The 23,388-nt window shown below is 41.2% G+C and carries 21 protein-coding genes and 1 pseudogene; 11 read left to right on the forward strand and 11 right to left on the reverse strand.

Features of this window, described 5'->3' with window-relative positions:
* Positions 1–429: 429 nt before the first annotated feature.
* The gene (locus H6F92_RS19985) at positions 430–3,066 is read right to left on the reverse strand and encodes a M1 family metallopeptidase (protein ID WP_190359205.1); all 2,637 of its coding nucleotides are present in this window, start codon (positions 3,064–3,066) and stop codon (positions 430–432) included.
* Positions 3,067–3,070: 4 nt separating this feature from the next.
* On the opposite strand from H6F92_RS19985, the gene H6F92_RS19990 reads away from it, so the two are divergent.
* A complete protein-coding gene (locus tag H6F92_RS19990; RefSeq protein WP_045362843.1) occupies positions 3,071–3,508 on the forward strand; it encodes a DUF4079 domain-containing protein in 438 nt (145 codons plus the stop codon).
* 102 nt (positions 3,509–3,610) lie between these two features.
* On the forward strand, positions 3,611–4,711 hold the full coding sequence (locus tag H6F92_RS19995; RefSeq protein ID WP_190359206.1) for a CobW family GTP-binding protein: 1,101 nt from the start codon (positions 3,611–3,613) through the stop codon (positions 4,709–4,711).
* 90 nt (positions 4,712–4,801) lie between these two features.
* Here the strand turns inward: H6F92_RS19995 and H6F92_RS20000 are convergent, their stop codons facing one another.
* Positions 4,802–5,713, reverse strand: a complete 912-nt coding sequence (locus H6F92_RS20000; RefSeq protein WP_190359207.1) for a metal ABC transporter solute-binding protein, Zn/Mn family — start codon at positions 5,711–5,713, stop codon at positions 4,802–4,804.
* Between the two features lie 134 nt (positions 5,714–5,847).
* Between H6F92_RS20000 and thrS the strand changes: the two genes are divergently transcribed.
* Positions 5,848–7,647 carry a threonine--tRNA ligase gene (gene thrS, locus H6F92_RS20005; RefSeq protein WP_190359208.1) on the forward strand — a complete coding sequence of 600 codons (1,800 nt, stop codon included), beginning with the start codon at positions 5,848–5,850 and terminating at the stop codon, positions 7,645–7,647.
* Positions 7,648–7,706: 59 nt separating this feature from the next.
* Here thrS and H6F92_RS20010 read toward each other — a convergent pair whose 3' ends face one another.
* The gene (locus H6F92_RS20010) at positions 7,707–8,003 is read right to left on the reverse strand and encodes a DUF7219 family protein (protein WP_190359209.1); all 297 of its coding nucleotides are present in this window, start codon (positions 8,001–8,003) and stop codon (positions 7,707–7,709) included.
* A 338-nt stretch (positions 8,004–8,341) separates the two neighbouring features.
* Here H6F92_RS20010 and purC point away from each other — a divergent pair, with 338 nt between their 5' ends.
* Together purC and coaE are read left to right on the forward strand one after the other, a co-directional pair.
* Positions 8,342–9,067: a phosphoribosylaminoimidazolesuccinocarboxamide synthase gene (gene purC, locus H6F92_RS20015; protein WP_277882335.1), complete on the forward strand. Its 726-nt coding sequence runs from the start codon at positions 8,342–8,344 to the stop codon at positions 9,065–9,067.
* A 159-nt stretch (positions 9,068–9,226) separates the two neighbouring features.
* Positions 9,227–9,808, forward strand: coding sequence for a dephospho-CoA kinase (gene coaE, locus H6F92_RS20020; RefSeq protein ID WP_190359211.1), 582 nt, complete (start codon positions 9,227–9,229; stop codon positions 9,806–9,808).
* Between the two features lie 144 nt (positions 9,809–9,952).
* On the opposite strand, the gene H6F92_RS20025 is transcribed toward coaE, so the two are convergent.
* Together H6F92_RS20025 and H6F92_RS20030 are read right to left on the reverse strand one after the other, a co-directional pair.
* On the reverse strand, positions 9,953–10,783 hold the full coding sequence (locus H6F92_RS20025) for an energy-coupling factor transporter transmembrane component T family protein (RefSeq protein WP_190359212.1): 831 nt from the start codon (positions 10,781–10,783) through the stop codon (positions 9,953–9,955).
* Positions 10,784–11,009: 226 nt separating this feature from the next.
* Complete coding sequence (locus tag H6F92_RS20030; protein ID WP_190359213.1) at positions 11,010–13,178, reverse strand: lytic transglycosylase domain-containing protein; 2,169 nt, start codon at positions 13,176–13,178, stop codon at positions 11,010–11,012.
* Positions 13,179–13,387: 209 nt separating this feature from the next.
* On the opposite strand from H6F92_RS20030, the gene cysC reads away from it, so the two are divergent.
* Both cysC and H6F92_RS20040 read left to right on the forward strand, forming a co-directional pair.
* Entirely contained in the window at positions 13,388–13,933 is a 546-nt protein-coding gene (gene cysC / locus H6F92_RS20035) for an adenylyl-sulfate kinase (RefSeq protein WP_190359214.1), read from the forward strand.
* 372 nt (positions 13,934–14,305) lie between these two features.
* Complete coding sequence (locus H6F92_RS20040) at positions 14,306–16,033, forward strand: ABC transporter ATP-binding protein (protein WP_190359215.1); 1,728 nt, start codon at positions 14,306–14,308, stop codon at positions 16,031–16,033.
* Positions 16,034–16,451: 418 nt separating this feature from the next.
* On the opposite strand, the gene H6F92_RS20045 is transcribed toward H6F92_RS20040, so the two are convergent.
* On the reverse strand, positions 16,452–17,399 hold the full coding sequence (locus tag H6F92_RS20045; RefSeq protein WP_190359216.1) for an NAD-dependent epimerase/dehydratase family protein: 948 nt from the start codon (positions 17,397–17,399) through the stop codon (positions 16,452–16,454).
* Between the two features lie 146 nt (positions 17,400–17,545).
* Entirely contained in the window at positions 17,546–18,595 is a 1,050-nt protein-coding gene (gene hemE / locus H6F92_RS20050; protein WP_190359217.1) for a uroporphyrinogen decarboxylase, read from the reverse strand.
* Positions 18,596–18,789: 194 nt separating this feature from the next.
* Between hemE and H6F92_RS20055 the strand changes: the two genes are divergently transcribed.
* The gene (locus H6F92_RS20055) at positions 18,790–19,020 is read left to right on the forward strand and encodes a four helix bundle protein (RefSeq protein WP_190359218.1); all 231 of its coding nucleotides are present in this window, start codon (positions 18,790–18,792) and stop codon (positions 19,018–19,020) included.
* A 117-nt stretch (positions 19,021–19,137) separates the two neighbouring features.
* A pseudogene (locus tag H6F92_RS27110) lies at positions 19,138–20,537 on the forward strand (IS1634 family transposase).
* A gap of 173 nt (positions 20,538–20,710) precedes the next feature.
* Here the strand turns inward: H6F92_RS27110 and H6F92_RS20070 are convergent.
* The 4 genes from H6F92_RS20070 to H6F92_RS20085 form a co-directional block, all read right to left on the reverse strand.
* On the reverse strand, positions 20,711–21,517 hold the full coding sequence (locus H6F92_RS20070) for a hypothetical protein (RefSeq protein ID WP_190359219.1): 807 nt from the start codon (positions 21,515–21,517) through the stop codon (positions 20,711–20,713).
* Positions 21,518–21,543: 26 nt separating this feature from the next.
* On the reverse strand, positions 21,544–21,759 hold the full coding sequence (locus tag H6F92_RS20075) for a hypothetical protein (protein ID WP_190359220.1): 216 nt from the start codon (positions 21,757–21,759) through the stop codon (positions 21,544–21,546).
* A gap of 182 nt (positions 21,760–21,941) precedes the next feature.
* Entirely contained in the window at positions 21,942–22,106 is a 165-nt protein-coding gene (locus tag H6F92_RS20080) for a hypothetical protein (RefSeq protein WP_190359221.1), read from the reverse strand.
* The gene (locus H6F92_RS20085) at positions 22,103–22,483 is read right to left on the reverse strand and encodes a restriction endonuclease subunit S (RefSeq protein ID WP_199308268.1); all 381 of its coding nucleotides are present in this window, start codon (positions 22,481–22,483) and stop codon (positions 22,103–22,105) included. The genes H6F92_RS20080 and H6F92_RS20085 overlap by 4 nt, the downstream gene beginning before the upstream one ends.
* A gap of 125 nt (positions 22,484–22,608) precedes the next feature.
* Between H6F92_RS20085 and H6F92_RS20090 the strand changes: the two genes are divergently transcribed.
* A complete protein-coding gene (locus tag H6F92_RS20090; protein ID WP_016515968.1) occupies positions 22,609–22,845 on the forward strand; it encodes a DUF2281 domain-containing protein in 237 nt (78 codons plus the stop codon).
* Positions 22,845–23,273 carry a type II toxin-antitoxin system VapC family toxin gene (locus tag H6F92_RS20095; RefSeq protein WP_016515967.1) on the forward strand — a complete coding sequence of 143 codons (429 nt, stop codon included), beginning with the start codon at positions 22,845–22,847 and terminating at the stop codon, positions 23,271–23,273. The genes H6F92_RS20090 and H6F92_RS20095 overlap by 1 nt, the downstream gene beginning before the upstream one ends.
* Positions 23,274–23,388 lie beyond the last annotated feature (115 nt).

Genomic DNA, 23,388 nt, shown 5'->3' on the forward strand with positions numbered 1-23,388 from the left:
TGTTATTATTCATCTAGGGAATAAATGTTAATTGTTTTACTTTTTTATTTTCCCTTTTTTTGTGACTTTATGAACGATAAATTATTGGGACAAATCTGTCATCGCCCCCAGATTGCCCTTTCCTCGTAGCGATCGCCTTCTCGTCCTAGCGATCACCTTCTCGTCCTAGCAATCGCCCTTTCCTCGTAGCGATCGCCATTTCCTCGTAGCGATCGTCCCCTGTTAGTCTAAACTCCAGAATTTAAGCTCCCCTTGAAAAGGAGGATTTAGGGAGTTCAGACTTTTGTAGCCAGATTTTGTAGAATTAGTATTACTTCAACTTGAGAAGTATTTTGTCCAAGCATTTCTAAGTTCATTAATAATTTCGGCGTTGCTGATTCATACCTTGATTCAGCAACGCCATAACTGATAACTGATAACTCAGGTTAACTAACTATTTTTTGCCTCTAATTTGGTCAAACGACTTTTAAGTTCCTGATTTTCCTGTTTCATTTTTTCTAATTCCTCGCGAATTTCCTGAATTGCTTTGTCGGAACCTAATTTTTTCTGGACTTTTTGTACTGCTTCCTCCGCTACACGACGCACGCGACCATCGGGAGTTCGATCGCTCAAAGCTTGTAAAATAGCGATAGCTTTGGCATTTTCTATCTGTCCTAAAGCGTTACACACTGCCACTTGCGTCAAGAAAAAAGTTTCTTTGGCAATGGTTTCTAAACGTTCCAAAATTACGGTTAATTTATCCGTGGTTTGTCCCGAAGAAATCGCTCCCAGGGCGCGGATAGCGCCTAATCTCAGGGGGTGAGGCGTGCCTAAAGCCGTGTAGGTCAAAATTGACTCTAAAGCCGCCGGCGAGGTTTTTAACTGGCTTAAACCCCCAATTGCGCCCGCTCTTACTACCTCATTCCACCCCTTTCTTGACTGTAAAATATGATTGAGCAGGTCGATAATTTCCCCTTCTTTATTTTGCAATTGTCCCACGGCCATGGAGCCTAATCCTCGCGCTGTGGCCGCTTCCACATAATAACTAGCATCTCCGGCTTCTAATCGGGATTTAAGCGCGTTATAACTATCTAAGGTTTTAATTTCACTTAATCCCTCGACCACTGCCCGACGTACTTGTGCTTTTTCGTCGTTTAAACCTTTAATTAAAGCAGTAACTGCCTGATCTAAACCAAGAGTTGCTAACTGTTTGGCCACCTCCACACGCACCCCCCAAAAAGGCTCATTTTCTAGGGATGTCCCTAAAGCTTCGATCGCTTCTAAACCGCCTTTTTTAGCAATGGCCGTCGCTGCATAGATACGGGAAATCGGGTCGGGATCCTGTTGTAATTGCGCTTTTAATTCGGCGATGGGATACTCAAGAGTGACGGTTTTGAGGAAATTATTACCCCGATCAAACTTGACAAAATCGGGCTTTTGTGCTAGGGGAAAATAGAAACTTTGTTCTTTTTGGTGAATCCGCAGATTGTAGGTAAGATCGTCAGAGTTGAGATAGGCAAAAGCGACGGGAATTTTCAAGTCGAATAGTTCCTTTTCATCCTGAGTTTGGGTGACGGTTAATTGGGCTAAATTATTCTGATTATCCCAACTGTAGGCCACCTTATAATCGGGATGACCACCGCGATAAACGTACTGATCAAAGAGGAATAATAAATTGTAGCCGGTCGCTTTTTCGATCGCCCGTAATAAATCCACAGTTTCTACGGTTTTATGGGCATTATCCCGCACAAAAGTATGAATCGCTTTTCCGAATAAATCTTCCCCTAAAATAGAGCGGATCATGTGATAAACACAAGCACCTTTTTCGTAGAGATGACGATCATAAAGTTCGATCGCTTCTCGATAAACATGAGTAACAATCGGACGACGATAGCGGGAAGCATCTTCTTCTAAATAACTTCTTGCTTCCCCTAATAAATAATAACTACCAGCAGCTTTTCCGTATTCCGATTCTGTCCATAAAACCTCAGAATAGGAAGCCATTCCCTCTTTAATCCAAGCGTGAGACCAGTGTTTAATTACTACTAAATCACCGAACCATTGATGAGCTAATTCATGGGCAACTAAGCTTTCTGTCCAAGTATGATCGATGCTGGCTCTTTGATCAATTAAACAGCGATCGGTTAAAATTGTGGTGGAAGTATTTTCCATCCCACCAAAAATAAAATCATCTACACAAACTTGCGCGTATTTAGGATAGGGATAGGGATAACCAAACTTTTGGCTAAAAAACTCGATCATGCGGGGAGTTTTACCCATACTTCTTTGGCCCTCTTCTTCCCGTCCTTTTTCCACATAATAAGTGACAGGAACACCATTCCATGAGTCGCATAATTCGGCAAAATCTCCCACCGCAAGAGTCATTAAATAGGTAGGATGAATTTGCTTTTGTGACCAGTGATAAATTCTGTCCTCACCAACGGGTTCCACCGAGATTAATTCCCCGTTAGAAATAGCCATATAGGGTTGGGGAATTTTAACCCGAATTTCGGAGGTGGCTAATTGGCCGGGGTAATCAAAACAGGGAAACCAAAAGCGAGAATCTTCATCTTCTCCCTGGGTCCAAACTTGCATCGGTTTGTCGGGATAATATTCGTCGGGTCCGATAAAATATAATCCCCGTTGTGGTTGGTTAACTTGATAGTTAATCGTCAGGATAATCGGTTTATCGGTAGTGGGTTGTAGCAGATGAATAGTCAGGAGAGAACGATCATAGTCAAAGGGTTGACTGATACCTTCAATGAACACAGAATTAATATTTAGATCCACCGCATCCAGAGTTAAACTGCTAATTCCCTGACGAATGGGGGTGAGGGTAATCTGACAGCTGCCCTGAAAACTTTGTCGGGGAATATCAATAATTAAATCGAGAAAAATATGATTAACTTGTCCGGGTCGATCGGGGTTATAATGGGGTTTAGCCCCCGGTAATTCAAAGGGTTGACGCTGATTATTTTCCGTGTCGATGGTGAGATGAGACATATTAGCCCTAACTTGCTGATTTTTGTCCAGTAAACTTAAATTAACACGATCGGTCGTCCCTTTCCTTGCTAATAATAATCCCACCCCTATGAATCTCCCTTCCTTTCTCTGGTTATGGAAAATTGCCGCTTGGTCGATGGGATTTACCCTCTTTGCCTATTTTTTACTAGCGGTTTCGGGGGTAAACATGGGTTATCGACGACTTGCGGGCCAATCTCGACCGAAATGGTTAAGACCCTTTCATCTCCTCAGCGGCCTGATCATGGTTGCTTTGGTCTTAATTCTGCTGGGAATCGGATTAGTGGGAACAATCGGTCATTATGGCAGTTTAGGCCACTCTTCCCACCTGATAGCGGGTTTATCGGTGGTTTTTCTGGTTTTTGTTTCGGCAATTAGCGGCCTGAACATTACAACTCGTCCACCTCTAGCGCGGTCTCTCCACATCGGCACTAATCTTTTATTGTTTCTGGGTTTTCTTTTTGTTACCCTAACAGGATGGGATGTGGTCCAAAAATATCTACAATAAAAATAGTCGGCGATCGAGTGGAGACTGTTTGATCGAGAAAAACTAGCTATCTCATCCCGAAAAATCGCTTTTTAGTGACAGAATACTCACCCCCAAATCATTATGCAAACCGTCGAATCACAAACTATTAACACCATGTCAGTGCCAAAAAAAGGGCTACCAGTAACAATTATTACTGGTTTTCTTGGTAGTGGTAAGACTACTCTCCTCAATCATATTCTCAGCAATCAACAGGGATTAAAAACTGCTGTTCTTGTCAATGAATTCGGTGAAATCGGTATCGATAATGAACTGATCATCAGCAGTGATGACAGCATGGTAGAATTAAATAATGGCTGTATTTGCTGCACGATTAACGAGGATTTAATTCAAGCAGTTTATAAAGTTCTCGAACGTCCCGAAAAAATCGATTATTTAGTCGTAGAAACCACAGGATTAGCCGATCCTTTACCAGTAGCTTTAACCTTTTTAGGAACGGAATTACGGGAAATGACTCGTTTAGATTCCATTGTCACTATGGTGGATTGTGCCAATTTTAGTCTCGATTTATTCAACTCGCAAGCGGCCTTAAGTCAAATCACCTACGGTGATATTATTGTTCTCAATAAAACCGATCTAGTGGATGAAGGGGATGTGGATTCTTTAGAAATAAGAATCCGGGACATGAAGCAAGGAGCGAGAATTCTTCGTACTAGCAAAAGTCAGGTTCCTTTACCCTTAATTCTCAGCGTCGGACTATTTGAATCGGATAAATATTTCGACACAGAAGAAGAACACCACGACCATCATCACCACGACCACGATCACGACCATTGCGATCATGATCACGATCATCATCACCATGATCATGATCATGATCATCACGACCATTCCAATCATTTAGAGGTGGATGGATTTACTTCTATTTCCTTTGCTAGTGACCGACCTTTTTCGATTCGGAAGTTCCAATATTTCCTCGATAATCAGTTACCGGAAAGCGTTTTCCGCGCTAAGGGTATTCTCTGGTTTGATGAGAGTCCTAAACGTCATATTTTTCACCTCAGTGGTAAACGTTTTACTCTCGAAGATGACGAATGGAAAGGTACTCCAAAAAATCAGCTAGTTCTTATCGGTCAAAATCTCGATCATGAAACCCTAAAAGAACAGATTAACAATTGTCTCATTTTACCTGCTGTCAATCGCGGTAAAGGATTTGGGAAATAGATAACCATCTCTTGCGGGGGTGTTAGCCTAGGGTAACACACCCCCATCACCTAAATTCCCCACTTCCCCACTTCCCCCAATTATTTATTTTTATTCGGGTACTTTTCCTCCTAAAGATTCCACGATCGATCGAGTATTTTCTTTCAGCATTTTTACATAACTATCCGCTCCAGTACCCACCGCGCCGATCGAATCAGAATATAATTGTTGTGGTGCTAATTTTACCCCCGCTTCTTCGGCTACAGTGGTAATTAAAGTGGGGTTAATAGTGGTCTCGGCAAAGATAGCAGCAACCTTGAGATTTTTAATAGCATCGGCTAAATTTTTCACCGTTTGGGCGCTAGGTTGTTCTTCGGTACTAATGCCAATTAAAGTTCCTGCAACTTTTAAACCATAGGCATGAGCATAATACTGAAAAGCGTCATGAGTGGTGACTAATTGCCTTTGGGAAGGGGGGATAGTTTCAATAGCAGCAGTAATCCAGCGATCAAGATTTTCTAATTCCCTGATTAATTGGGCGGCATTTTCAGTAAAAATCTCTTTATCTTCGGGACTTAATTCAATCAATTGATCTCGGATTTTTTCCACCATGATTATGCCATTTTTCGCCGAACCCCAAACGTGGGGATCGGGGACTTTCTGCCCCTCTTTTTCCAATTGTAAAGGCTTGATTGCTTCTCCCACAGCCACTTTTTTAGCTTTAATTCCCGTAGAATTGATCATTTTAATTAACCCCGGTTCGAGATTATAACCGTTATAGAGAATTAAATCGGCTTTTTCTAAAGCCACACTATCGGCGGGAACTGGTTCATAAACGTGGGGATCATCCCCCGGTTTTAAAATATCTTGATGGTCAATTTCTTCACCGCCCACTCGTGCAGTTAAATCGGCGATAATTGTGCTAGTGGATATTACCTTCGGTTTTTGGTTATCCGTCGTATTAACCGAAGAATTACAAGCAACCAATCCCAAAAATAAACAGGATAAAATTAGTTTTTTCATCGAGAAATAGAGATGAGGGGTTAGAGGTTAGAGATGAGGGGAAATGGCATTGATATCTATCCTGATTTTTTTCCTGACTAAAGACTCCTTTTACTATTAAAATAGAGAATAGAGAAGGTGTAAATTGAAGAGATATGGATAACCAAGCCCCGATTAAACTACCGAAAACCAGCGAATCCGACCACCTCAAGCGCATTCGTCACACCACCTCCCATGTTATGGCCATGGCGGTGCAGAAATTATTCCCGAAAGCCCAAGTTACTATCGGGCCTTGGACTGAAACCGGATTTTACTACGATTTTGATGTGCCGGAACCTTTTACCGATAAGGATCTCAAGGACATCAAAAAAGAGATGGTCAAAATTATCAATAAAAAACTGCCGGTGATTTGCGAGCAAGTTTCTCGGGAAGAGGCGGAAAAGCGCATTAAAGCGATTAATGAACCCTATAAGCTGGAAATTCTGGCGGGAATTCAAGAACCCATCACCCTCTATCATCTTGGGGACGCTTGGTGGGATTTGTGCGCTGGTCCGCACCTAGATAATACAAGTGAACTAGACGTTAAGGCGATCGAATTAGAGACGGTAGCGGGTGCTTATTGGCGCGGGGATGAGAATAAAGCCCAATTACAGCGCATTTACGGCACAGCCTGGGAAAATCCCCAACAATTAGCCGAATACAAGCGCCGTAAGGAAGAGGCACTGAAACGAGACCATCGCAAATTAGGCAAAGAATTAGGTTTATTTATTTTCTCTGATTCTGTCGGGCCGGGGTTGCCTTTATGGACACCGAAAGGAACTTTAATTCGTTCTTTGTTAGAAGATTTTCTGAAAAAAGAACAGTTAAAACGCGGTTATTTGCCTGTAGTTACTCCCCATATTGCTCGCGTCGATTTGTTTAAAATTTCCGGTCACTGGCAAAAGTACAAAGAAGATATGTTTCCCATGATGGCAGACGATGAGGAATCTGCTAGTAAGGAAATAGGATTTGTCCTCAAACCGATGAACTGTCCTTTTCATATTCAAATCTATAAAAGTGATTTGAGATCTTATCGGGAATTGCCGATGCGTTTGGCAGAATTCGGGACAGTTTATCGTTACGAACAATCGGGAGAATTGGGAGGATTAACTAGAGTTCGCGGTTTTACCGTCGATGATTCCCATTTGTTTGTCACTCCCGAACAATTGGACAAGGAATTTTTAAGCGTTGTTGATTTAATTTTGACGGTGTTTAAGAGTTTACAATTAAAGAATTTTAAGGCGCGATTGAGTTTTCGTGACCCCGAATCGGATAAGTATATCGGTTCCGATGAAGCTTGGGAAAAGGCACAATCAGCGATTAGAAAAGCGGTGCAAACTTTGGGGATGGATTATTTTGAAGCCCCCGGAGAAGCGGCTTTTTATGGTCCAAAATTAGACTTTATTTTCCAAGATGCCCTCGAAAGAGAATGGCAGTTAGGAACGGTACAGGTAGATTATAATTTACCCGAACGTTTTGAACTAGAATACGTTGCTGAAGATGGTAATCGTAAACGTCCGGTGATGATTCATCGCGCACCCTTTGGTTCTTTGGAACGTTTAATCGGTATTTTAATCGAAGAATATGCGGGCGATTTTCCTCTTTGGTTAGCCCCTGTCCAGATACGATTATTACCGGTTAGTGATACTCAATTGGATTACGCTAAAGAGGTGACAGCGAAAATGCAGTTGTTAGGAATTCGTGCCGAAACCGATACCAGTGGCGAACGTTTGGGTAAAATGATTCGCAATGCTGAAACGGAAAAAATTCCCGTGATGGCAGTGGTGGGGGCAAAAGAAATGGAAAGTAATAGTTTAAGTATTCGCACCCGTGCCACGGGCGATTTAGGAGTAATTAGCGTTGAGGAAGTGGTGGCAAAATTAGAAACTGCCATCCAAAATCACGGTAATTTTTAAGCGTTTGCTCATCTAATTCTATGGGGCAGAAAATATTTCTGCCCCAGCATTTTTTTCCTTTAGATGTCATCATCTTTTTTAAAGGGATTTTCCCCAATGCCTAGGCCTTTTTTGCTCTGTTTTAAGTCTTTCCAGAGGGCTTTAATTTTTTGGTAGGCTTCTAGAGAACTGATTTTGCCCCCCGTTTCCAGATTACAAATAAAACTGACCTTTTGGGCAAATTCCTGTAAATTGGCGTTAAATAGCAAGTTTTCTGGCTTAAATTCCCCATAGTAGGGGGCGCGAGGATAGAGAAAATTCTCCTTGCGGCGATCGGGGAGATTCGGGTTATCATCGTTAGGAGGATTCTGGTTCATAGGGCGACGGCGGGTAATTGTGCGGAATTTCTTTAGATTTTTCGGTAATGATAATGGGAGATAATATCAATTGTTGGCTATGATTGAGGATTCAAGTAAAAACTCGGCTGATTCGCCAAAAGTTGACCCCTGGTATCGTGACACTTTTTGGTTATAGGTTAAGGCTCGGTCGCCAAATGTTGGCATTTATCTTTAAGCAGCAATTATACATTATTTTTTCTCAACAATCATCTCCCTGATGATCTAAAATTTTTATCTAGGTTGATCGCCAAAATTTACTGCTGCCACTATCTGATTAACCATCGATTTTATTCTATCAATTGCCGAGGATGATAACTATGGAAAAACTCTATGAAGGTAAGGCCAAAATTCTCTATCAAACCGATGATCCCGATATTCTCCTCACTTATTACAAAGACGATGCCACTGCTTTTAATGCCCAAAAACGCGGGCAAATTGTCGGTAAAGGAGAAATTAACTGTACTGTCTCCACTGCTCTATTTCAATGGTTAGAATCCCTAGGAATACCTACCCATTATATCGATCGCCCTAGTTCCAGGGAAATGCGCGTCAAGGCGATTAAAATTATTCCTTTGGAGGTAGTAGTCAGAAATATCGCCGCCGGGAGTTTGTGCAAGCAAACGGGATTAGAGGAGGGGAAAGTATTACCTTTTCCTCTTGTAGAATTTTACCTCAAGGATGATGCTTTGGGCGATCCTTTGTTAACAACCGATCGCATAAAAGTAATTGATATTGCCAGCGAGGAGCAAGTCAATCAGTTACGAGATTTAGCCCTGCAAATCAATCAATATCTACAGGAATTTTTTGATAAGTGCCAGATTATCCTCGTCGATTTCAAGTTAGAGTTTGGAGTTGATAAAACCGGCAAAATTTATCTAGGTGATGAAATTAGTCCCGATACCTGTCGTCTCTGGGATAAAACCCAAGAGGATGCCCAAGCGCGCATTCTCGATAAGGATCGTTTTCGTCGCGATTTAGGAGATGTGGAAACTGCCTATCAACAAGTACAAGCAAGAGTTTTACAACAGATAGAGAGTTTATAAATTTAGGGTGTGTTAGCGAGCGCGTAACGCACCTTAATTGAGATTAGCAATTTAATAGTTAGCGAGCGCGTAACGCACCTTAGATAGAGAGTTTATAACTGTGGGGTGTGTTAGCGAGCGCGTAACGCACCTTAATTGAGATTAGCAATTTAATAATTTATGTCGAGAAGAATTATCGGGTTAACAGGGGGAATAGCTTGTGGTAAATCCACGGTTTCTCATTATTTGGAAAATATCTACAAAATTCCCGTCCTTGATGCGGATATTTATGCCCGGGAAGCAGTGGAAAAAGGTTCGGAAATTTTAGAGAGAATTTTGGCGCGTTATGGCAGAAAAGTTAAAACTGAGGATAATTCCCTTAATCGCCAACAGTTAGGAGAGATTATTTTTAATAATCCCGAGGAAAAAATCTGGTTAGAAAGTCAGATTCATCCCTACGTTAGAGAATGTTTTAATCGGCATTTAGAGCAGTTAGAAGCCCCGATAGTTGTTTTTTCTATCCCTTTATTGTTTGAAGCCAAATTAACCCATTTAGTCACAGAGATTTGGGTGATTTATTGCAGTTTCGAGCAACAAATTCAACGCTTAATGACTAGAAATAACTTAACTAGGGAACAAGCGATCGCTCGGATTAATAATCAAATGCCTTTAGCCGAAAAAATTGCCTTAGCTGATATTGTTTTAGACAATTCCAGGGATTTAGAAGCTTTATATACCCAGATCGATCGAGCTATCCTGTAAACATTTAAATTGCTTGTGGAGATCAGGCAAGAGGCAACACCCCCCCAACCCCCCCGACGTCGGGGGGGTTGGGGGGGCGGAGATATAGCTAATCTAAGGAGAGGCGGTTAAAATATATCCTAGCTTATACAATAGGGATTAATCTTAAAACAACCAGGCAAATTTTCCCACCCCGAATTTTACATAGAGAATAATTGCCAAAACCAATAAAAATAGAAAGCCAATAATTAATAAATAGTCTTTATTGGTTAAGATTGATTCCTGTAAAAATGTGCGATTAGGATCACCAGAGAAAGCTTTAGCTTGTAGAACTACCTCTAATTTTTGCGATTTAGCCATAGCGTTTAAAATTAAAGGTACAGCGATAGAAGCGTAAATTTTTCCTTTTTGTAACCAACCCATTTTTTCTATTGCTAATCCTCGTAATCTTTGAGCAGAAATAATCGATCGAGATTCTTCTACTAGGAGAGGAAATAAGCGCAGGGTAGAGGAAAAAATAAAGACTATTTTGTAAGGAATTCTGGCTTTAGTTAAACTCACCATCATCTGATTTATATCAGTGGTAAAAATAGCGAGGGGAATAATTAAAACCATGGTGAGAGTTTTAAAGATCACATTTAAACCGTAGAGGGTTCCCTCGACAGTCATTTGAGCAGAACCGACGGTTAATAAGGGAGTTAATTCAGTTTTTCCCGTTAAAGCTTTTACCTGTTCCACATTAAAAAATCCCATGGTAATTAATAAGAATAGATAAAAGGGAGCCATGAATTTTAAAATAGTGAGGAGATAAGACCATTTTACCCCAGCCCAGAGACAAGCTAAAGCGACAATAAGAGTTAGCAAACCGCCAGCGAGGGGACTTTCCCAAGTAAAAGCGATGAGAGTAACCACGATCATCATGGTTAATTTTGTCCGAAAATCTAGGCGAGTAAAAGGAGAATCTCGATCGACGGTTTGCCAGTTAAATGATTGCATAATTAGGAAAAAAGTTAGTAAGTAGCTAGGTGTTAAAAACTGCCAGATGCCCCCCTTATTAAGGAGGGATTAAGGGGGGATTAAGGGGGGATTAAGAACGTAGGTTGGGTTGAAGCATGAAACCCAACGCCCGATTATGTTACGCTACCGCTAACCCATCCTACAAATAATTGTGCCTCCCTACTTACTTAAGGGAATGAGTTAATTACCCATCCCCATTAATCAACTAGGAAGGGTTAGCAACTCTCTTCATTTGCTCTTGAATTTCGGGGTTATAAATCTGGAGATAATTCCAATAATTACCAAACACCGATTCTATATAACCCTTAGTTTCTCTGAAGGGAATATTCTCGACAAATTCATCGGGATCGCTAAAATCGAAACGCTGTCTCCATTTGGAAACTGCCCCAGGTCCAGCGTTATAACTAGCCACAGCAAAAAGTGAATTTCCGGCGAATTTACCGTGGGTATAATCGAGATACCATGTCCCCATCATAATGTTATCTTCGGGATTAGTTAAAGAATAACTTTTATTGCCAGTATTACCCGCGATATATTTACCCGTATCGGGCATAATTTGCATTAATCCCACTGCCCCCACAGGAGAACGAATTTCTTTTTCAAAGCGGGATTCTTGCCGGATTAAAGCCGTCACTAGCAGGGGATTTAATTGTCTATCTTTTGACCATTCCAGGATGCTATCGTAGTAGGGGAAAGGGAATAAAGCGTGCCAGTATTTATCATTTTGTCGCAGGACTTTCCATGCTTCCCTTTCCTCCGGGGTATCTCTTTCTCGCAAGCGCCAAATCAGGTTAATTCCTTCTAAATTTTGATTGCGAGAGAGTTTATAGACACCGAGGTTAAATTGTTCGTCAACGGTTAAATGCCAAGGATCGACAATTTCTGCTTGGAAGAGATTCCAAGCGTCCGTATCTTCACCAATTCGATATAATTCCTTGAAAGCTTCCGAACCGGCGGGGGGATCGTTACGGGTGGCGGGTTTGACGGTGGTAGGATTATAGGAGCGGACAGTGGTAAAATCCCCCACGTCCCAACCTAATAAAACCGCCGAGCGCCAAGCATAATAGGAATGGGGATGACGAGAAATAGTGTAGGCAAAAGCTTGTTTTGCTTCTTGGTTTTTGCCCAGTTTTTGCGCCCATTTTCCCACCCAAAAGGCCGCTTTCGGGGCAATTTGACTATCGGGATTATTAACCGCAATTGGCTGCGCCCACTGCCACGCCTTGGCGTAATCACCGGATTTAGCGGCTCTTTGGGCCATTAACCAGCGATAATCGGCGGCTTCGTCGGATTTTGGGTATTTATTTAATAGAGTCTGCCATGTTTGACTAGCGGCCTGGGCATTAGTTGATTCCAGTAATTTGGCTTTCGCTTCTAAAGCTTCCGGAGCGCGATCGGGAAATTGCTTGACAATGCGATCGAGATATGCTAGGGCATCGCGGTTAGGGGAAATCTGGGCGAGTCGCAGTAATCCTAAACCGGTTTCTGGGGCTTGGGGATAGGTTTTAATTAATTTTTGGTAAGCGCTGCGAGCTTCTGGCAGTTTTTTGGCAATTTGTAGCCCGCGAGCGTAACGATAGGCTTGTTCGGGGCTAGGAGTGGCTTTAGCATAGGCTTTATATGCTTTTTCGTACAATCCCGACTGCCAATAACCCGCCCCAATCATTGCCCAATCCGCCGGAGTTAACTGCTCGGCGTAGTCTTTCACCAAACGATCGCGGGCCTGATTGAGGGTAGGATCAAAAGGATTAGCCTTGGCTAACTGTAACCATAAGGGAAATTGATCGGGATTTTCTTGAAGACGTTGGCGAATTAAAGCCAAAGTACGCGGGTGTCGGGGGTATTCCTTGAGCAATTTTTCATGATAACTGGGGTCGTATTTGCCCAAAGAGTAGTAAGCTTCGGCCACTACGGGCGATTGGGGATAGGTTTCCAGTAATTTTTGCCAAATTTCTTGCGCTTTTTCCCTATCATTGGTTAATTCGTGGGCGCGTCCCTGTTTGAGGAGAATCTGGGGAGCGAGGACAGGATATTGTTTTTCTAAGCCTTCTAATTGTTTTAAAGCCGGACCGCCTTCATATTTTCTCAATAAATCCATAGCCAAGAGATAGCGGGCGCGACTACGCTCTAAAGAGGGCGCATTGGCATCAGCAACATCTTTTAACTTGACATCTCGCTCGGTTTGTGGTAAGGAAGCGCTATCAACTACGGCAGAGGGTTGGTTAGGATCTTGGCTAGGAAGGGAAGCACTATTGCGATCGAGCCAAGCGAGAATTTTCGGGTGAAAGAGAAAGAGACTGGTGAGAGTAAAAAGGGCAACCCCAGAACCTAGTCCAAGAATGAGCGGGGTGTGAGGGGGGAATTTCTTAAACATTACCTTATTAAAGACAGTAACTCAACATACATTATCAATGATCGTGGTGACAGGTTGTTTGTTTCAATCAGGTTGGGGGTTGTTCAGTTATCAGTAAGCAGTAATCAGTAATCAGTGAACTGAAAACTCCCATCTGATAACTGGTAACTGATCACTGATCACTGAGATATGGTACGCTAAACAGGATTTAAGTATTATTAATGGTTGCTATGAAACAGCGCGGCGTGACGGTTTGGTTAACAGGATTGAGCGGTGCGGGGAAAAGCACGATTACCGAGGCATTACAGGCAAAATTAATCGCTGAAGGTTATTCCATTGAAGTTCTCGATGGCGATATAGTGCGGACGAACCTCACCAAAGGTTTAGGATTTAGTAAAGAGGATCGCGATGAAAATATCCGTCGCATTGGTTTTGTGTCTAATTTGCTCACCCGTCACGGTGTGATTGTCCTAGTTTCAGCTATTTCTCCCTATCGTGAGATTCGTGAGGAAGTACGGGGAAAAATTGGCAATTTTGTCGAAGTTTTCGTGAATGCTCCCTTAAGCGTCTGTGAGGAGCGCGATGTGAAAGGATTATATAAAAGAGCGCGTGCTGGCGAAATCAAGTCTTTTACGGGAATTGATGATCCCTATGAACCACCTTTTAACCCAGAAGTGGAATGTCGCACTGATTTAGAGACTTTAGAGGAAAGTGTCGCCAAAGTCTGGAACAAATTGAGGGAATTAGGCTACATTCATCAAGCTGTGGCGGTTTAATCACAAAATAACTTTGTATTATTGGAAAATATCGTAGGGACGTGGACTAAAAACGTCTCTACCTCCCGATTAACCCCTTAGGCAAATTTGTTAGTTAATCTCCTTTTCTTCAGTACCTAAGCAAGGTTAATTATACCTCTCAGTTAACCTCTGGCCAAAGTGCAAGAGTGCCTAAACAGTAATCAGTGATCAGTAAACAGTAAGTAGGGAGGCACAATTATTTGTAGGATGGGTTAGCGGTAGCGTAATCCATGGGTGTGTTGGGTTTCATGCTTCAACCCAACCTACGTTCTGATAACTGATAACTGATAACTCTCTCAACTAGCAAATTAATTTTGCAGGAATACTTATATTTAAAGGCGCTAAATTATTTTGAAATCTCGCTCTAGTTATTGGAACCTCATTCCCTATCTCCGTCCCCAAACCCAAACAATTATTTTGGCGTTCATCTGTACGATCGGATTTACGGTATTTTGGCCGATTTTAGCCTGGTTAGCTGGACAAATGGCCAGATATATCGGTGAGGGAAATGTGCAAGCATTGGCGACACTTTCGGGGGTGGGAGCAGTGGTTTTTTTACTGCGGGGAATGTCTCAGTATGGGCAAGATTCCCTGATGGCAAAAGCTTCTTTAAAAATTGCCCTGGAATTAAGAAAAAAAGTTTATGCACACCTGCAAACCCTCGGTTTAAATTACTTTGAAACGGCGAAAACTGGTGATTTATCCTATCGTTTAACGGAAGATATCGATCGCATTGGGGAAGTAATTAATAAATTTTTCCATGATTTTATTCCCTCAGCCTTACAGTTAATTGTCGTTTTTGCCTATATGTTTATTGTTAACTGGCAATTGACGATCGCTGTCATTATTATCGCTCCTTTGTTAGGAGTTTTGGTGGGATTTTTTGGTGAAAAATTATTACAATATGCTCGTCGCGCCCAGGCGAAAATATCCAACCTTTCTTCGTTATTAACCGAAGTTTTTGGCGGTATTCGTGTAGTGCAAGCTTTCGCCGCTGAAGATTATCAAACCGAGCTTTTTGCCCAAGAAGCGGAGGAAAATCGCCGCGCTCAATACCTATCAGAATCCACCAAAGCTTTACAATACGTCGTGGTGGGATTTTTGCAAGCGATGGGAGTTATCTTTTTATTCTTCCTTGCGGGTTGGCAAATTTCCCAAAAGAATTTAACTGGTGTTGAGTTTGTTAGTTATGTGGCGGCGGTGGCAATGTTAATCGATCCTATCGCCCATATTACCAGTAATTATAATCAATTTAAACAGGGTCAAGCCTCCATGGATCGGATTTTTGAATTGTTAGCTATTTTGCCAACAATTACCGAAAAACCGAAGGCGATCGAGTTGCCCCCCCATAGCAAAGAAGTTGAATATTGTCAAGTAAATTTTTATTACAATGAGGACAGACAGGTTTTAAAAAATATTAATTTTACTGCACACGCTGGGGAAATGATTGCTTTAGTGGGAGCATCGGGAGCGGGAAAAACCACTTTAGTTAATCTTTTATTGCGTTTTTATGACCCCACTTCCGGCAAGATTTTAATCGATGGGGTGGATATTCGTGATGTGACTTTAAAAAGTCTCCGGCGACAAATTGGCGTAGTTTTACAGGAAAATATTCTCTTTTCTGGTACTATAGCCCAAAATATCGCTTTTGGTCAGGGAGATTTTCATCTGCAAGAGGTGGAAAAAGCGGCAAAAATTGCCAACGCTCATCAATTTATCAGTGAACTTTCCCAGGGTTACTATACCTATGTGGGAGAAAGGGGTGTTAATTTATCGGGTGGACAAAGACAAAGAATCGCCATCGCGCGAGCGGTTTTATCTAATCCGAGGATTTTAATCTTAGATGAAGCGACTTCGGCGCTCGATTCGGAATCGGAAGCTTTAGTGCAGGAAGCTTTAGAAAGAATTATGACGGAGCGCACGGTATTTGTTATTGCTCACCGATTAGCAACTGTCAGAAAAGCTAACCGTATTTTAGTCTTAGAAAAGGGTGAAATTATCGAGGTGGGTAATCACGAGGAGTTATTAAATCTTAATGGTCGTTACGCTCAATTTCATGCTAGACAATTTCAAGATTAGTCTATTTGGCGTTAAGAGTTGGGCATTATTTCTGATTTTATCATTCAAGTCAAGTTTTTGGGGGGTAGAATCCCCCAAACCCCGGAGCGCATTAGTTTTTCGGTGGGATGCTTACACGCGGTTGTTCATACACTTGTACTAATTTAAGAATCACCGATATAGCATTTATCTTAATGGTGAGGTAGGAAGTTTTCGTTTTGGGGAGTCATACTAAATCCGTTGAGTAACGCACAGAAAACGGGTTTCTCGGAGAAACCCGTTTTCTACTCATGCACTCATGCAAAACGGAGAATAAATAATCAGTTTTTAATAACTGGATTTAGTATCAGTTGCGGAATTAGGTTAGACTTCATCTTTAGGGAGAATGCTGTAAGTATCCAGACAGAATTAATTATAGATATTTTTCCGTTCCCTCTACTTAGGGTTTTTTTCGGGGAATTCCTCGCAAGGTTAAAACATCATCGAGGGTGGAACAATAGTTTTTTAAACCAAAATCAGCAGGAGTATAGGTTTTAATGTGGGTGAAGTGCCGATAATTCATCGCAAAACGGTCCCATGCTTCCATCTGCAAGTTAAAAACTTTGATAAAAAAGTCAGCAATGGTTAAAGATAAAGGAATACGAAAGTAGATTTTTTTGTTTAAATAACCACAGATTTCCTCCACTGCTTGGTTAGCTGTTGTGCGTTGATTGCCTAGAACAATTTTGCTTTCTGGTGCGGGATTTTCGATTAAATAATTCACCACTTGAGCTATATCTTTAGCATGGATAAAATGAAAACTGCCATCAGCTTGAAACCAACGCACTAAACCGATATATTTCAAGACATCCGGTAAACCACCATAGATATGAGAATAGGGTTTATTTTCATCACCACCTAAGACAAAAGTGGGGTATAAAGTGATAATTTTATCGGCAATTTTTAGATCATTAAATTTACTATAACAAATATATTTCGTACGGATATAATTAGTTCCTATCTCCCCAGCTTCGGGTAAAGGTTGATTATTTTGATTGAGAATACTGGCAGTGGAAAAGTAGAGGACTTTCTCGCAGATTTGAGCATCTAAATAACTAATTAACTCTAGGGTTTTTACCACATTAATCTGATAACTTTCCTCCTCTCCTCCCCAACTGGTAGCGATTAAAACCGCTATATTCATTGTTTTTAAAAGCTCCGCATATACCCCAATATTTTCCATATCGCCTAAAAGTATATGAACATTTGATCGCCCTTGGTAAGCAAATTTTAACTTCTCTGGATTACGCACTAAAAAATATAATTCATAGTCGGGATTTTCCAGTAAAATCTCGGCGATATAATGCCCAATACAGCCACTCACACCCGTTAGAAATATTTTTTTCATTATTTTAATTGATACGGCAGAATTTAGGGGACAGTTTGAAAGTCAAAAGTAAAAAGTAAAAACCGGTGTTGGGGTTTTAGGGTTTTGGGGTATTAGTTGAATCCCCCCATTTCCCCATTTCCCCATCCCCTGTTCCCTGAGTAACTTTATTGATAACTAAATCCTTTAGCAGTTTCAAAGAAGAAACGCACGTTATCTTCAGGAGTTCCCACCAAAACACCATGACCTAAATTAAGAATATGACCTTGATTACCTGCTTTACGAATAGTATCAATAATCCGCTCGCGAATAAAAGACTGGGAACCGAATAAAACCCCCGGATCGATATTACCTTGAACCATCATCGCTTTACCTAAACGCTGTCTCGCTTCCGCCATATCGACAGTCCAATCGACGCTAATAATATCAACCCCCGATTTACCCATTCTTTCCAAAACGCCGGCGCTGCCACTAATGTAGAGAATTAACGGTGTATCGGGATGGGTTTCTTTCACCAAACGAACTACTTTTTGTTGATAGGGTAAGGCAAAAACATCGTAATCTTGGGGAGTTAATTGACCCGCCCAAGAATCGAACATTTGTACTACTTGCGCCCCACAATCAATTTGATAGCGGACATAGGTGGCAATCATATCCGCTAATTTATCTAAAAATTGGTGCAGTACCGAAGGTTCCGAAAAAGCCATCCCTTTAATCACAGAATAACTTTTAGAACCTTTCCCTTCCACTGCATAGGCTGCTAAAGTCCAAGGCGCGCCGACAAAACCGAGGACAGTGGATTTATTTCCCACCTCTTGACGCAGGGTTTTTAAAATCGTTTTGATAAAAGGTAAAGACTGATCGGGATCGAGGGGATTAAGTTGGTCCACCTGCGCTTGAGTACGAATGGGAGAATCGATAATCGGTCCCTTACTTTCGATAATATCAAAGGGAATACCGATTCCTGCCAGGGGAGTGAGGATATCGGAGAACATGATCACCCCATCCGGTTGAAAAGCGCGCCAGGGTTGCAGGGAGATTTCGATCGCTAAATCGGCATTTTCCGATCTTTCCCGAAAACTGGGGTATTTATCCCGCAATTCTCGATAAATCTGCATATAACGTCCTGCTTGTCTCATCATCCACACGGGAGGACGGGGTAAGATTTCTCCTTTGGCAGCGCGTAATAAATAAGGTATTTCAGGGGAGTCAGTCATATCAGGATGATTATTCTATTGCCTTTTCTACGGTATCATCCCCCGTACAGCTAATTTTTCTGGTTTTTCCTTAAGAATTGTTAACGAAAATTATCCCCCTTTGCATTGAAACTGGGTACTGGAAATTGTAGTACAATCTTTTGGGTTGAGACAGGGTGTAGAGTGTAGGCTATAGGGATAAGTTGATAAAATCTATGGCGGATTCAAAAATTCAATCTTACCGAGATTTAAGAGTTTGGCAGGAGTCCGTAAATTTAGCTGAAAGTTGCTATCGTCTCACTAAAACTTTTCCCAAAGAAGAGCTTTATGGGATGACAACACAGATTCGCCGAGCTTCGGTGTCAATAGCAGCGAATATTGCCGAGGGGTATGGACGCAAAACCAGGGGAGAATATCTGAACTTACCCCATACATATATACTATAATAGCCGAAAACCCTTATCCATCAATGGATACGCCCCTTAACTTTTCTTAATGTACCCATGTAATTTGCAACATTTCTTAATGGACAAGAATTCTCTCCATTTGCTAGAATGATAGCCATGTATATAGGAAAAGTTCCTAACCGTAATTCCCCCCCCCCGCCGTTCTTCTTCGGGAGTCCTACCGAGAAGGAGATCAAGTCAAAAAAAGAACCCTGGCCAATCTCTCAAAATTACCCGATGATATTATCGACAATTTGAAACTGGCTCTCAAAGGGGCAAAACTGTCAATGACTGAAGGCATTCCCGCTCATTTTGAAGTGATTAGAAGTCTTCCTCATGGTCATGTGATGGCTATTTTAGAGACGATTAAAAAATTAGGTTTAGATAAAATAATCAGTGAAAAATCCTCTCGAATCAGAAACTTAGTGGTGGCGATGATTGTGGCAAGAATCATCAATCCTAAATCAAAACTAGCCACAGCGAGAGGGTTTAATAGTGAGACTTGCAGCCAGAGTTTAGGACAATTGTTAGACTTAGAGAAAGCCGATGAAGACGAATTATATAACGCCTTAGATTGGTTATTAGAAAAACAAGAGAAAATTGAGAAGCACCTAGCAATTAAACACTTAGAATCAGGAACATTAGTCTTGTATGATGTCACTTCTACCTACCTAGAAGGAAATGGTTGTGAACTGGGAAAATATGGTTATAATCGAGATAAAAAGAAAGGGAAAACTCAGATAGTTTTTGGTTTGCTCTGTTCAGCCAAGGGTTGTCCGATAGCGGTAGAAGTATTTGAAGGAAATACCTCAGACAGTGCTACTTTAGGCGGACAAATTGAGAAAGTCAGAAAGGTTTGGGGGATTGAGAATGTGGTCTGGGTAAGTGATAGAGGAATTTTAACTAACTCGAAAATCAAGGAATTAGTAAAACCGCTAGAAGGATTAGACTATATTACTGGTTTAACTAGGGTCGGCTGAAAAAGTAGGGGCGAAGCATTCGGGCAATAACCTATCGGTGAAACCGTAGATTTTCTATCCGAATGCTTCGCCCCTACAGGACGCGGGCCGATGAAGACGCAAGGTTTTGAAGCACGATTCTCTCAAAATCTTGCACCTGTGGGAGCAAGAAAAGCCACAAAACCCTTACCATGCCTACATTTCACATTTATTCAGCCAACCCTATGTATGTTGGCTTATTATGTGGAATGGCATTTAAAACAGTCTTTGGCTCCTTTGTTATTTGAGGATGAAGAAATTGATGATAGTTCTCTGAATGTGATTAAGGCAAGTCGCAGTGAATCGGTGCAATCTAAGGAGAGAAAAAAACGGAATCAAGAGAACTTTCCTGTGCATAGTTTTCGGACTTTGTTGGAAGACCTGGGGACGATTTGCTTGAATACAGTGGAATGTACGATTAGAGAGGGAAGTTATCGTTTTTCTAAGATAACTCGACCGACCCAACTGCAACAAAAAGCGTTAGATTTATTGGGAGTTTCCCTGATTTGTACCCAGTAAAGGGGCGATGGAAATTCTCTTAATCCCTTCTACAGCACAGGTTATGGCTTTTTGTCAACGGGGAAGTGCAGGTATTACTCTCATTACAACCGAAGAACTCAGTTAAATTCGCTGTATCTGGTGAGAAAAAAGACAAGAATTTGATGACAGCTTACCCAAAATTGATCAGGAAATTATGGACGAACCGTCGGTTCTATAATCTCAATTTTTTCGATGATACCGAATTCTTCACTAATTGCTCGTGTTGCTTTCAGTTGACCGGTTACTAAAAACTTCAGCTTCATTTTAATTGAGGATGTATCGGCTGGATTTCCTGCTAAAAACTGAATTTGATGCAGTTGGGCTAAAATTCTCAGGGAAGCTGCATTATATTCTGTTTTATAGGTGGGATCTTGATTATAGGCTTCGATTAATTGGTCGTGGTGGGTTAGGATAGAGCCAGCAATGAGAGCCGTTAATTTTTCCAGTTCATTGGTACTTGCAGATTGTACCTCTATGAAAAGTTCTTGTTCAAAGTTTCTTAGGCTAAAAATCCCGACAAACGAGTAGATAAACAGGATACTTTTTGCTTTTGATATATCATAGGTAAAGTTACACTCTTTCGTTTTATAATTGATGGTAAAGTCTTGTTTTTCCTGAAGCCAAATTTGCTTTTCTGTTAATGTACCTTCAGCAAAGAAAACTTGACACTGAAACGTTCCTTGTAGCGGTGTTTTGGCTAAGATATATGGTCCTAAAGGTTTTTCTTGGCTGACAGCCAGTTTTTCCCGAAACTCTTCTGGACGCGGTTGATTAGAGGTGTTTTCTCCGGGCTGTTGGCTGATGGTAAAGCAACCCGGAGTTATAACAATCATCGGGAGATTACTGCTATCGCTTGAGTCAACCGGTCCAGCCTTAATGTGTTGCTCTGCGGGAGAAAGAACGCTTGCTAAGGTTTCAACTAGCAAGCTGATTATTCTCAAAACTAGATTTTGAATCATGGCAGTTTTGGGGAATATTAACTATTTCATTGGGAGAGAACTTCTACTTTTTTAGCGTTGTCAAGATTTTCTTCTTCCTCAGCTTTAGCAAGCAATTCTTCTAATACTTGAATCGCACCACTGATGCGCAGCATAGTAGTTCTTAGATTAGACTCTTGTGTTTCTAGATCAGCTAACATTTTTTGACCGGACTCATATTCGGCTTTGAGTTGTTCGATGCGTTCTTGGATTTGTTCTTTCATGGGAATAACCCGTGGGAAAGGTTGACTTTTAACCTAGTGTTTCTAGATCATACCACCAAAATTGTAAATTGAGTTTGAAATTGCTATAAGCCATTTACACTCACCGCCTTTTATTTGGGTTAAATAAAATTATAATAAACACCACAGAGACACAGAGGACACGGAGTTTTTTTGTTGCTGATTCAGTGTTCGGTCTGTTGTTTTGCTTCCCTAAGTTCTCGCATTCGCTGTTGATATTTTAAGGCTACTTCTGTTGATATTTCACAAATTTCTCTCGCTTGTTGTTCAGCAATTTTGAACTGTTCTAGCATAGCTAATAAGGTTTTTTCATCGGGCAGTTTTTTCATGGGTTATTTCCTAAAAAATCAATAAGTCTTTGCAAGCGGATTTTTTCTTCTATGATTTTTCCTTGCAACATTCCCAAATCTTCTCCTGCTTCTTGAATTAATTCCCTCGGCACGTCTTCATCAGAAATAGTATCAATAGTGGTTTGGATTTGTCGTCTTGCTGTTTCTAGGAAAAACAGAATCGTGTTAAGATAAGCAAAATACTGCATTAGTATAACATTTTCTGGGAAATAAGACAATAAGCTTCTAAGCAGATTAATTCCTTGTGCTGCTTGTTGTTCAATTTCGTTTAACTGTCGATCAAGTTGATTGATGAGAATTTGGATTTTTGGGGGAATGGAGATAGTTATCGGGACTCTCCCGTATTTGTGATACAAAATCTTATTATTGGTAACAATAAGAAACACCACAGAGACACAGAGGACACGGAGTTTTTTTTGTTGATTCAGTCCACTACTGGACTAGGAAAAGCTAAAATGAAATTAGTTTAGAGATGATTGCCATGTCTTATTTGTCTGAGCAGATTTTACAAACGGTAGAGGCGTTACCAATAGAGGATCAGCAACAGGTTTTGGATTTTGTAGAGTTTATCTGGACAAAACGTCAGAAAGCAAGCACTACGGAACCGGAAACTACTCCTCGCTCATTTTTTCAAGTGGCCCAGGCTTCGATTGGGGTAGGGGAGGGACCAGGAGATCTTTCGACCAATCCAGACTATATGCAGGGTTATGGACAGTAATGTTGCATCAAGTGATTGTTGATACGGGTGTTTTGGTGGCTTTGATTGATCGCCGCGATCGTTATTATACATGGGTAACAGAACAGTTGACTCAGATTGTGCCGCCTTTGCTAACTTGCGAGGCTGTGATTTCGGAAACCTGGTTTCTGTTGCAAAGGGTAAAAAATGGTCGGAAAACGCTACTTCAGCTTTTGAATCATCGGCAAGTTGAGGTTCAATTTGATTTAGATTCAGAGTTGGAAGCGGTGATAGCGCTGCTGACTCGTTACCAATCAGTGCCAGTTTCTTTGGCGGATGCAGAGTTAGTACGGATGGCTGAACTGTATCCCAAAAGTTCTGTTTTCACTCTGGATAGCGATTTTCATATTTATCGCAAGAACCGCGATCAACCGATTACTTTGATTAGTCCTCCATTTTTGTTTTCATAATTTGAGGCGATATAAAGCCTTAATAGCAAATCCGGTTACATAATCGTGATAAACACCACAGAGACACAGAGGACACGGAGTTTTTTTTGTTGCTGTGTTAGTTCACTACTGGACT

Source organism: Microcystis wesenbergii FACHB-1317, from assembly GCF_014696875.1.
Lineage (GTDB): Bacteria > Cyanobacteriota > Cyanobacteriia > Cyanobacteriales > Microcystaceae > Microcystis > Microcystis wesenbergii_A.

Coding starts and splice junctions, on each gene's coding strand:
- thrS (WP_190359208.1), top strand. CDS start 5,848: ATGGATAACCAAGCCCCGATTAAACTACCGAAAACCAGCGAATCCGAC.
- H6F92_RS20045 (WP_190359216.1), bottom strand. CDS start 17,399: ATGAAAAAAATATTTCTAACGGGTGTGAGTGGCTGTATTGGGCATTAT.
- H6F92_RS20070 (WP_190359219.1), bottom strand. CDS start 21,517: ATGATTCAAAATCTAGTTTTGAGAATAATCAGCTTGCTAGTTGAAACC.
- hemE (WP_190359217.1), bottom strand. CDS start 18,595: ATGACTGACTCCCCTGAAATACCTTATTTATTACGCGCTGCCAAAGGA.
- purC (WP_277882335.1), top strand. CDS start 8,342: ATGGAAAAACTCTATGAAGGTAAGGCCAAAATTCTCTATCAAACCGAT.
- H6F92_RS20075 (WP_190359220.1), bottom strand. CDS start 21,759: ATGAAAGAACAAATCCAAGAACGCATCGAACAACTCAAAGCCGAATAT.
- H6F92_RS20095 (WP_016515967.1), top strand. CDS start 22,845: ATGTTGCATCAAGTGATTGTTGATACGGGTGTTTTGGTGGCTTTGATT.
- H6F92_RS20000 (WP_190359207.1), bottom strand. CDS start 5,713: ATGAAAAAACTAATTTTATCCTGTTTATTTTTGGGATTGGTTGCTTGT.
- H6F92_RS20080 (WP_190359221.1), bottom strand. CDS start 22,106: ATGAAAAAACTGCCCGATGAAAAAACCTTATTAGCTATGCTAGAACAG.
- H6F92_RS20055 (WP_190359218.1), top strand. CDS start 18,790: ATGGCGGATTCAAAAATTCAATCTTACCGAGATTTAAGAGTTTGGCAG.
- H6F92_RS20010 (WP_190359209.1), bottom strand. CDS start 8,003: ATGAACCAGAATCCTCCTAACGATGATAACCCGAATCTCCCCGATCGC.
- H6F92_RS19990 (WP_045362843.1), top strand. CDS start 3,071: ATGAATCTCCCTTCCTTTCTCTGGTTATGGAAAATTGCCGCTTGGTCG.
- cysC (WP_190359214.1), top strand. CDS start 13,388: ATGAAACAGCGCGGCGTGACGGTTTGGTTAACAGGATTGAGCGGTGCG.
- H6F92_RS20030 (WP_190359213.1), bottom strand. CDS start 13,178: ATGTTTAAGAAATTCCCCCCTCACACCCCGCTCATTCTTGGACTAGGT.
- H6F92_RS20090 (WP_016515968.1), top strand. CDS start 22,609: ATGTCTTATTTGTCTGAGCAGATTTTACAAACGGTAGAGGCGTTACCA.
- H6F92_RS20025 (WP_190359212.1), bottom strand. CDS start 10,783: ATGCAATCATTTAACTGGCAAACCGTCGATCGAGATTCTCCTTTTACT.
- H6F92_RS19995 (WP_190359206.1), top strand. CDS start 3,611: ATGCAAACCGTCGAATCACAAACTATTAACACCATGTCAGTGCCAAAA.
- coaE (WP_190359211.1), top strand. CDS start 9,227: ATGTCGAGAAGAATTATCGGGTTAACAGGGGGAATAGCTTGTGGTAAA.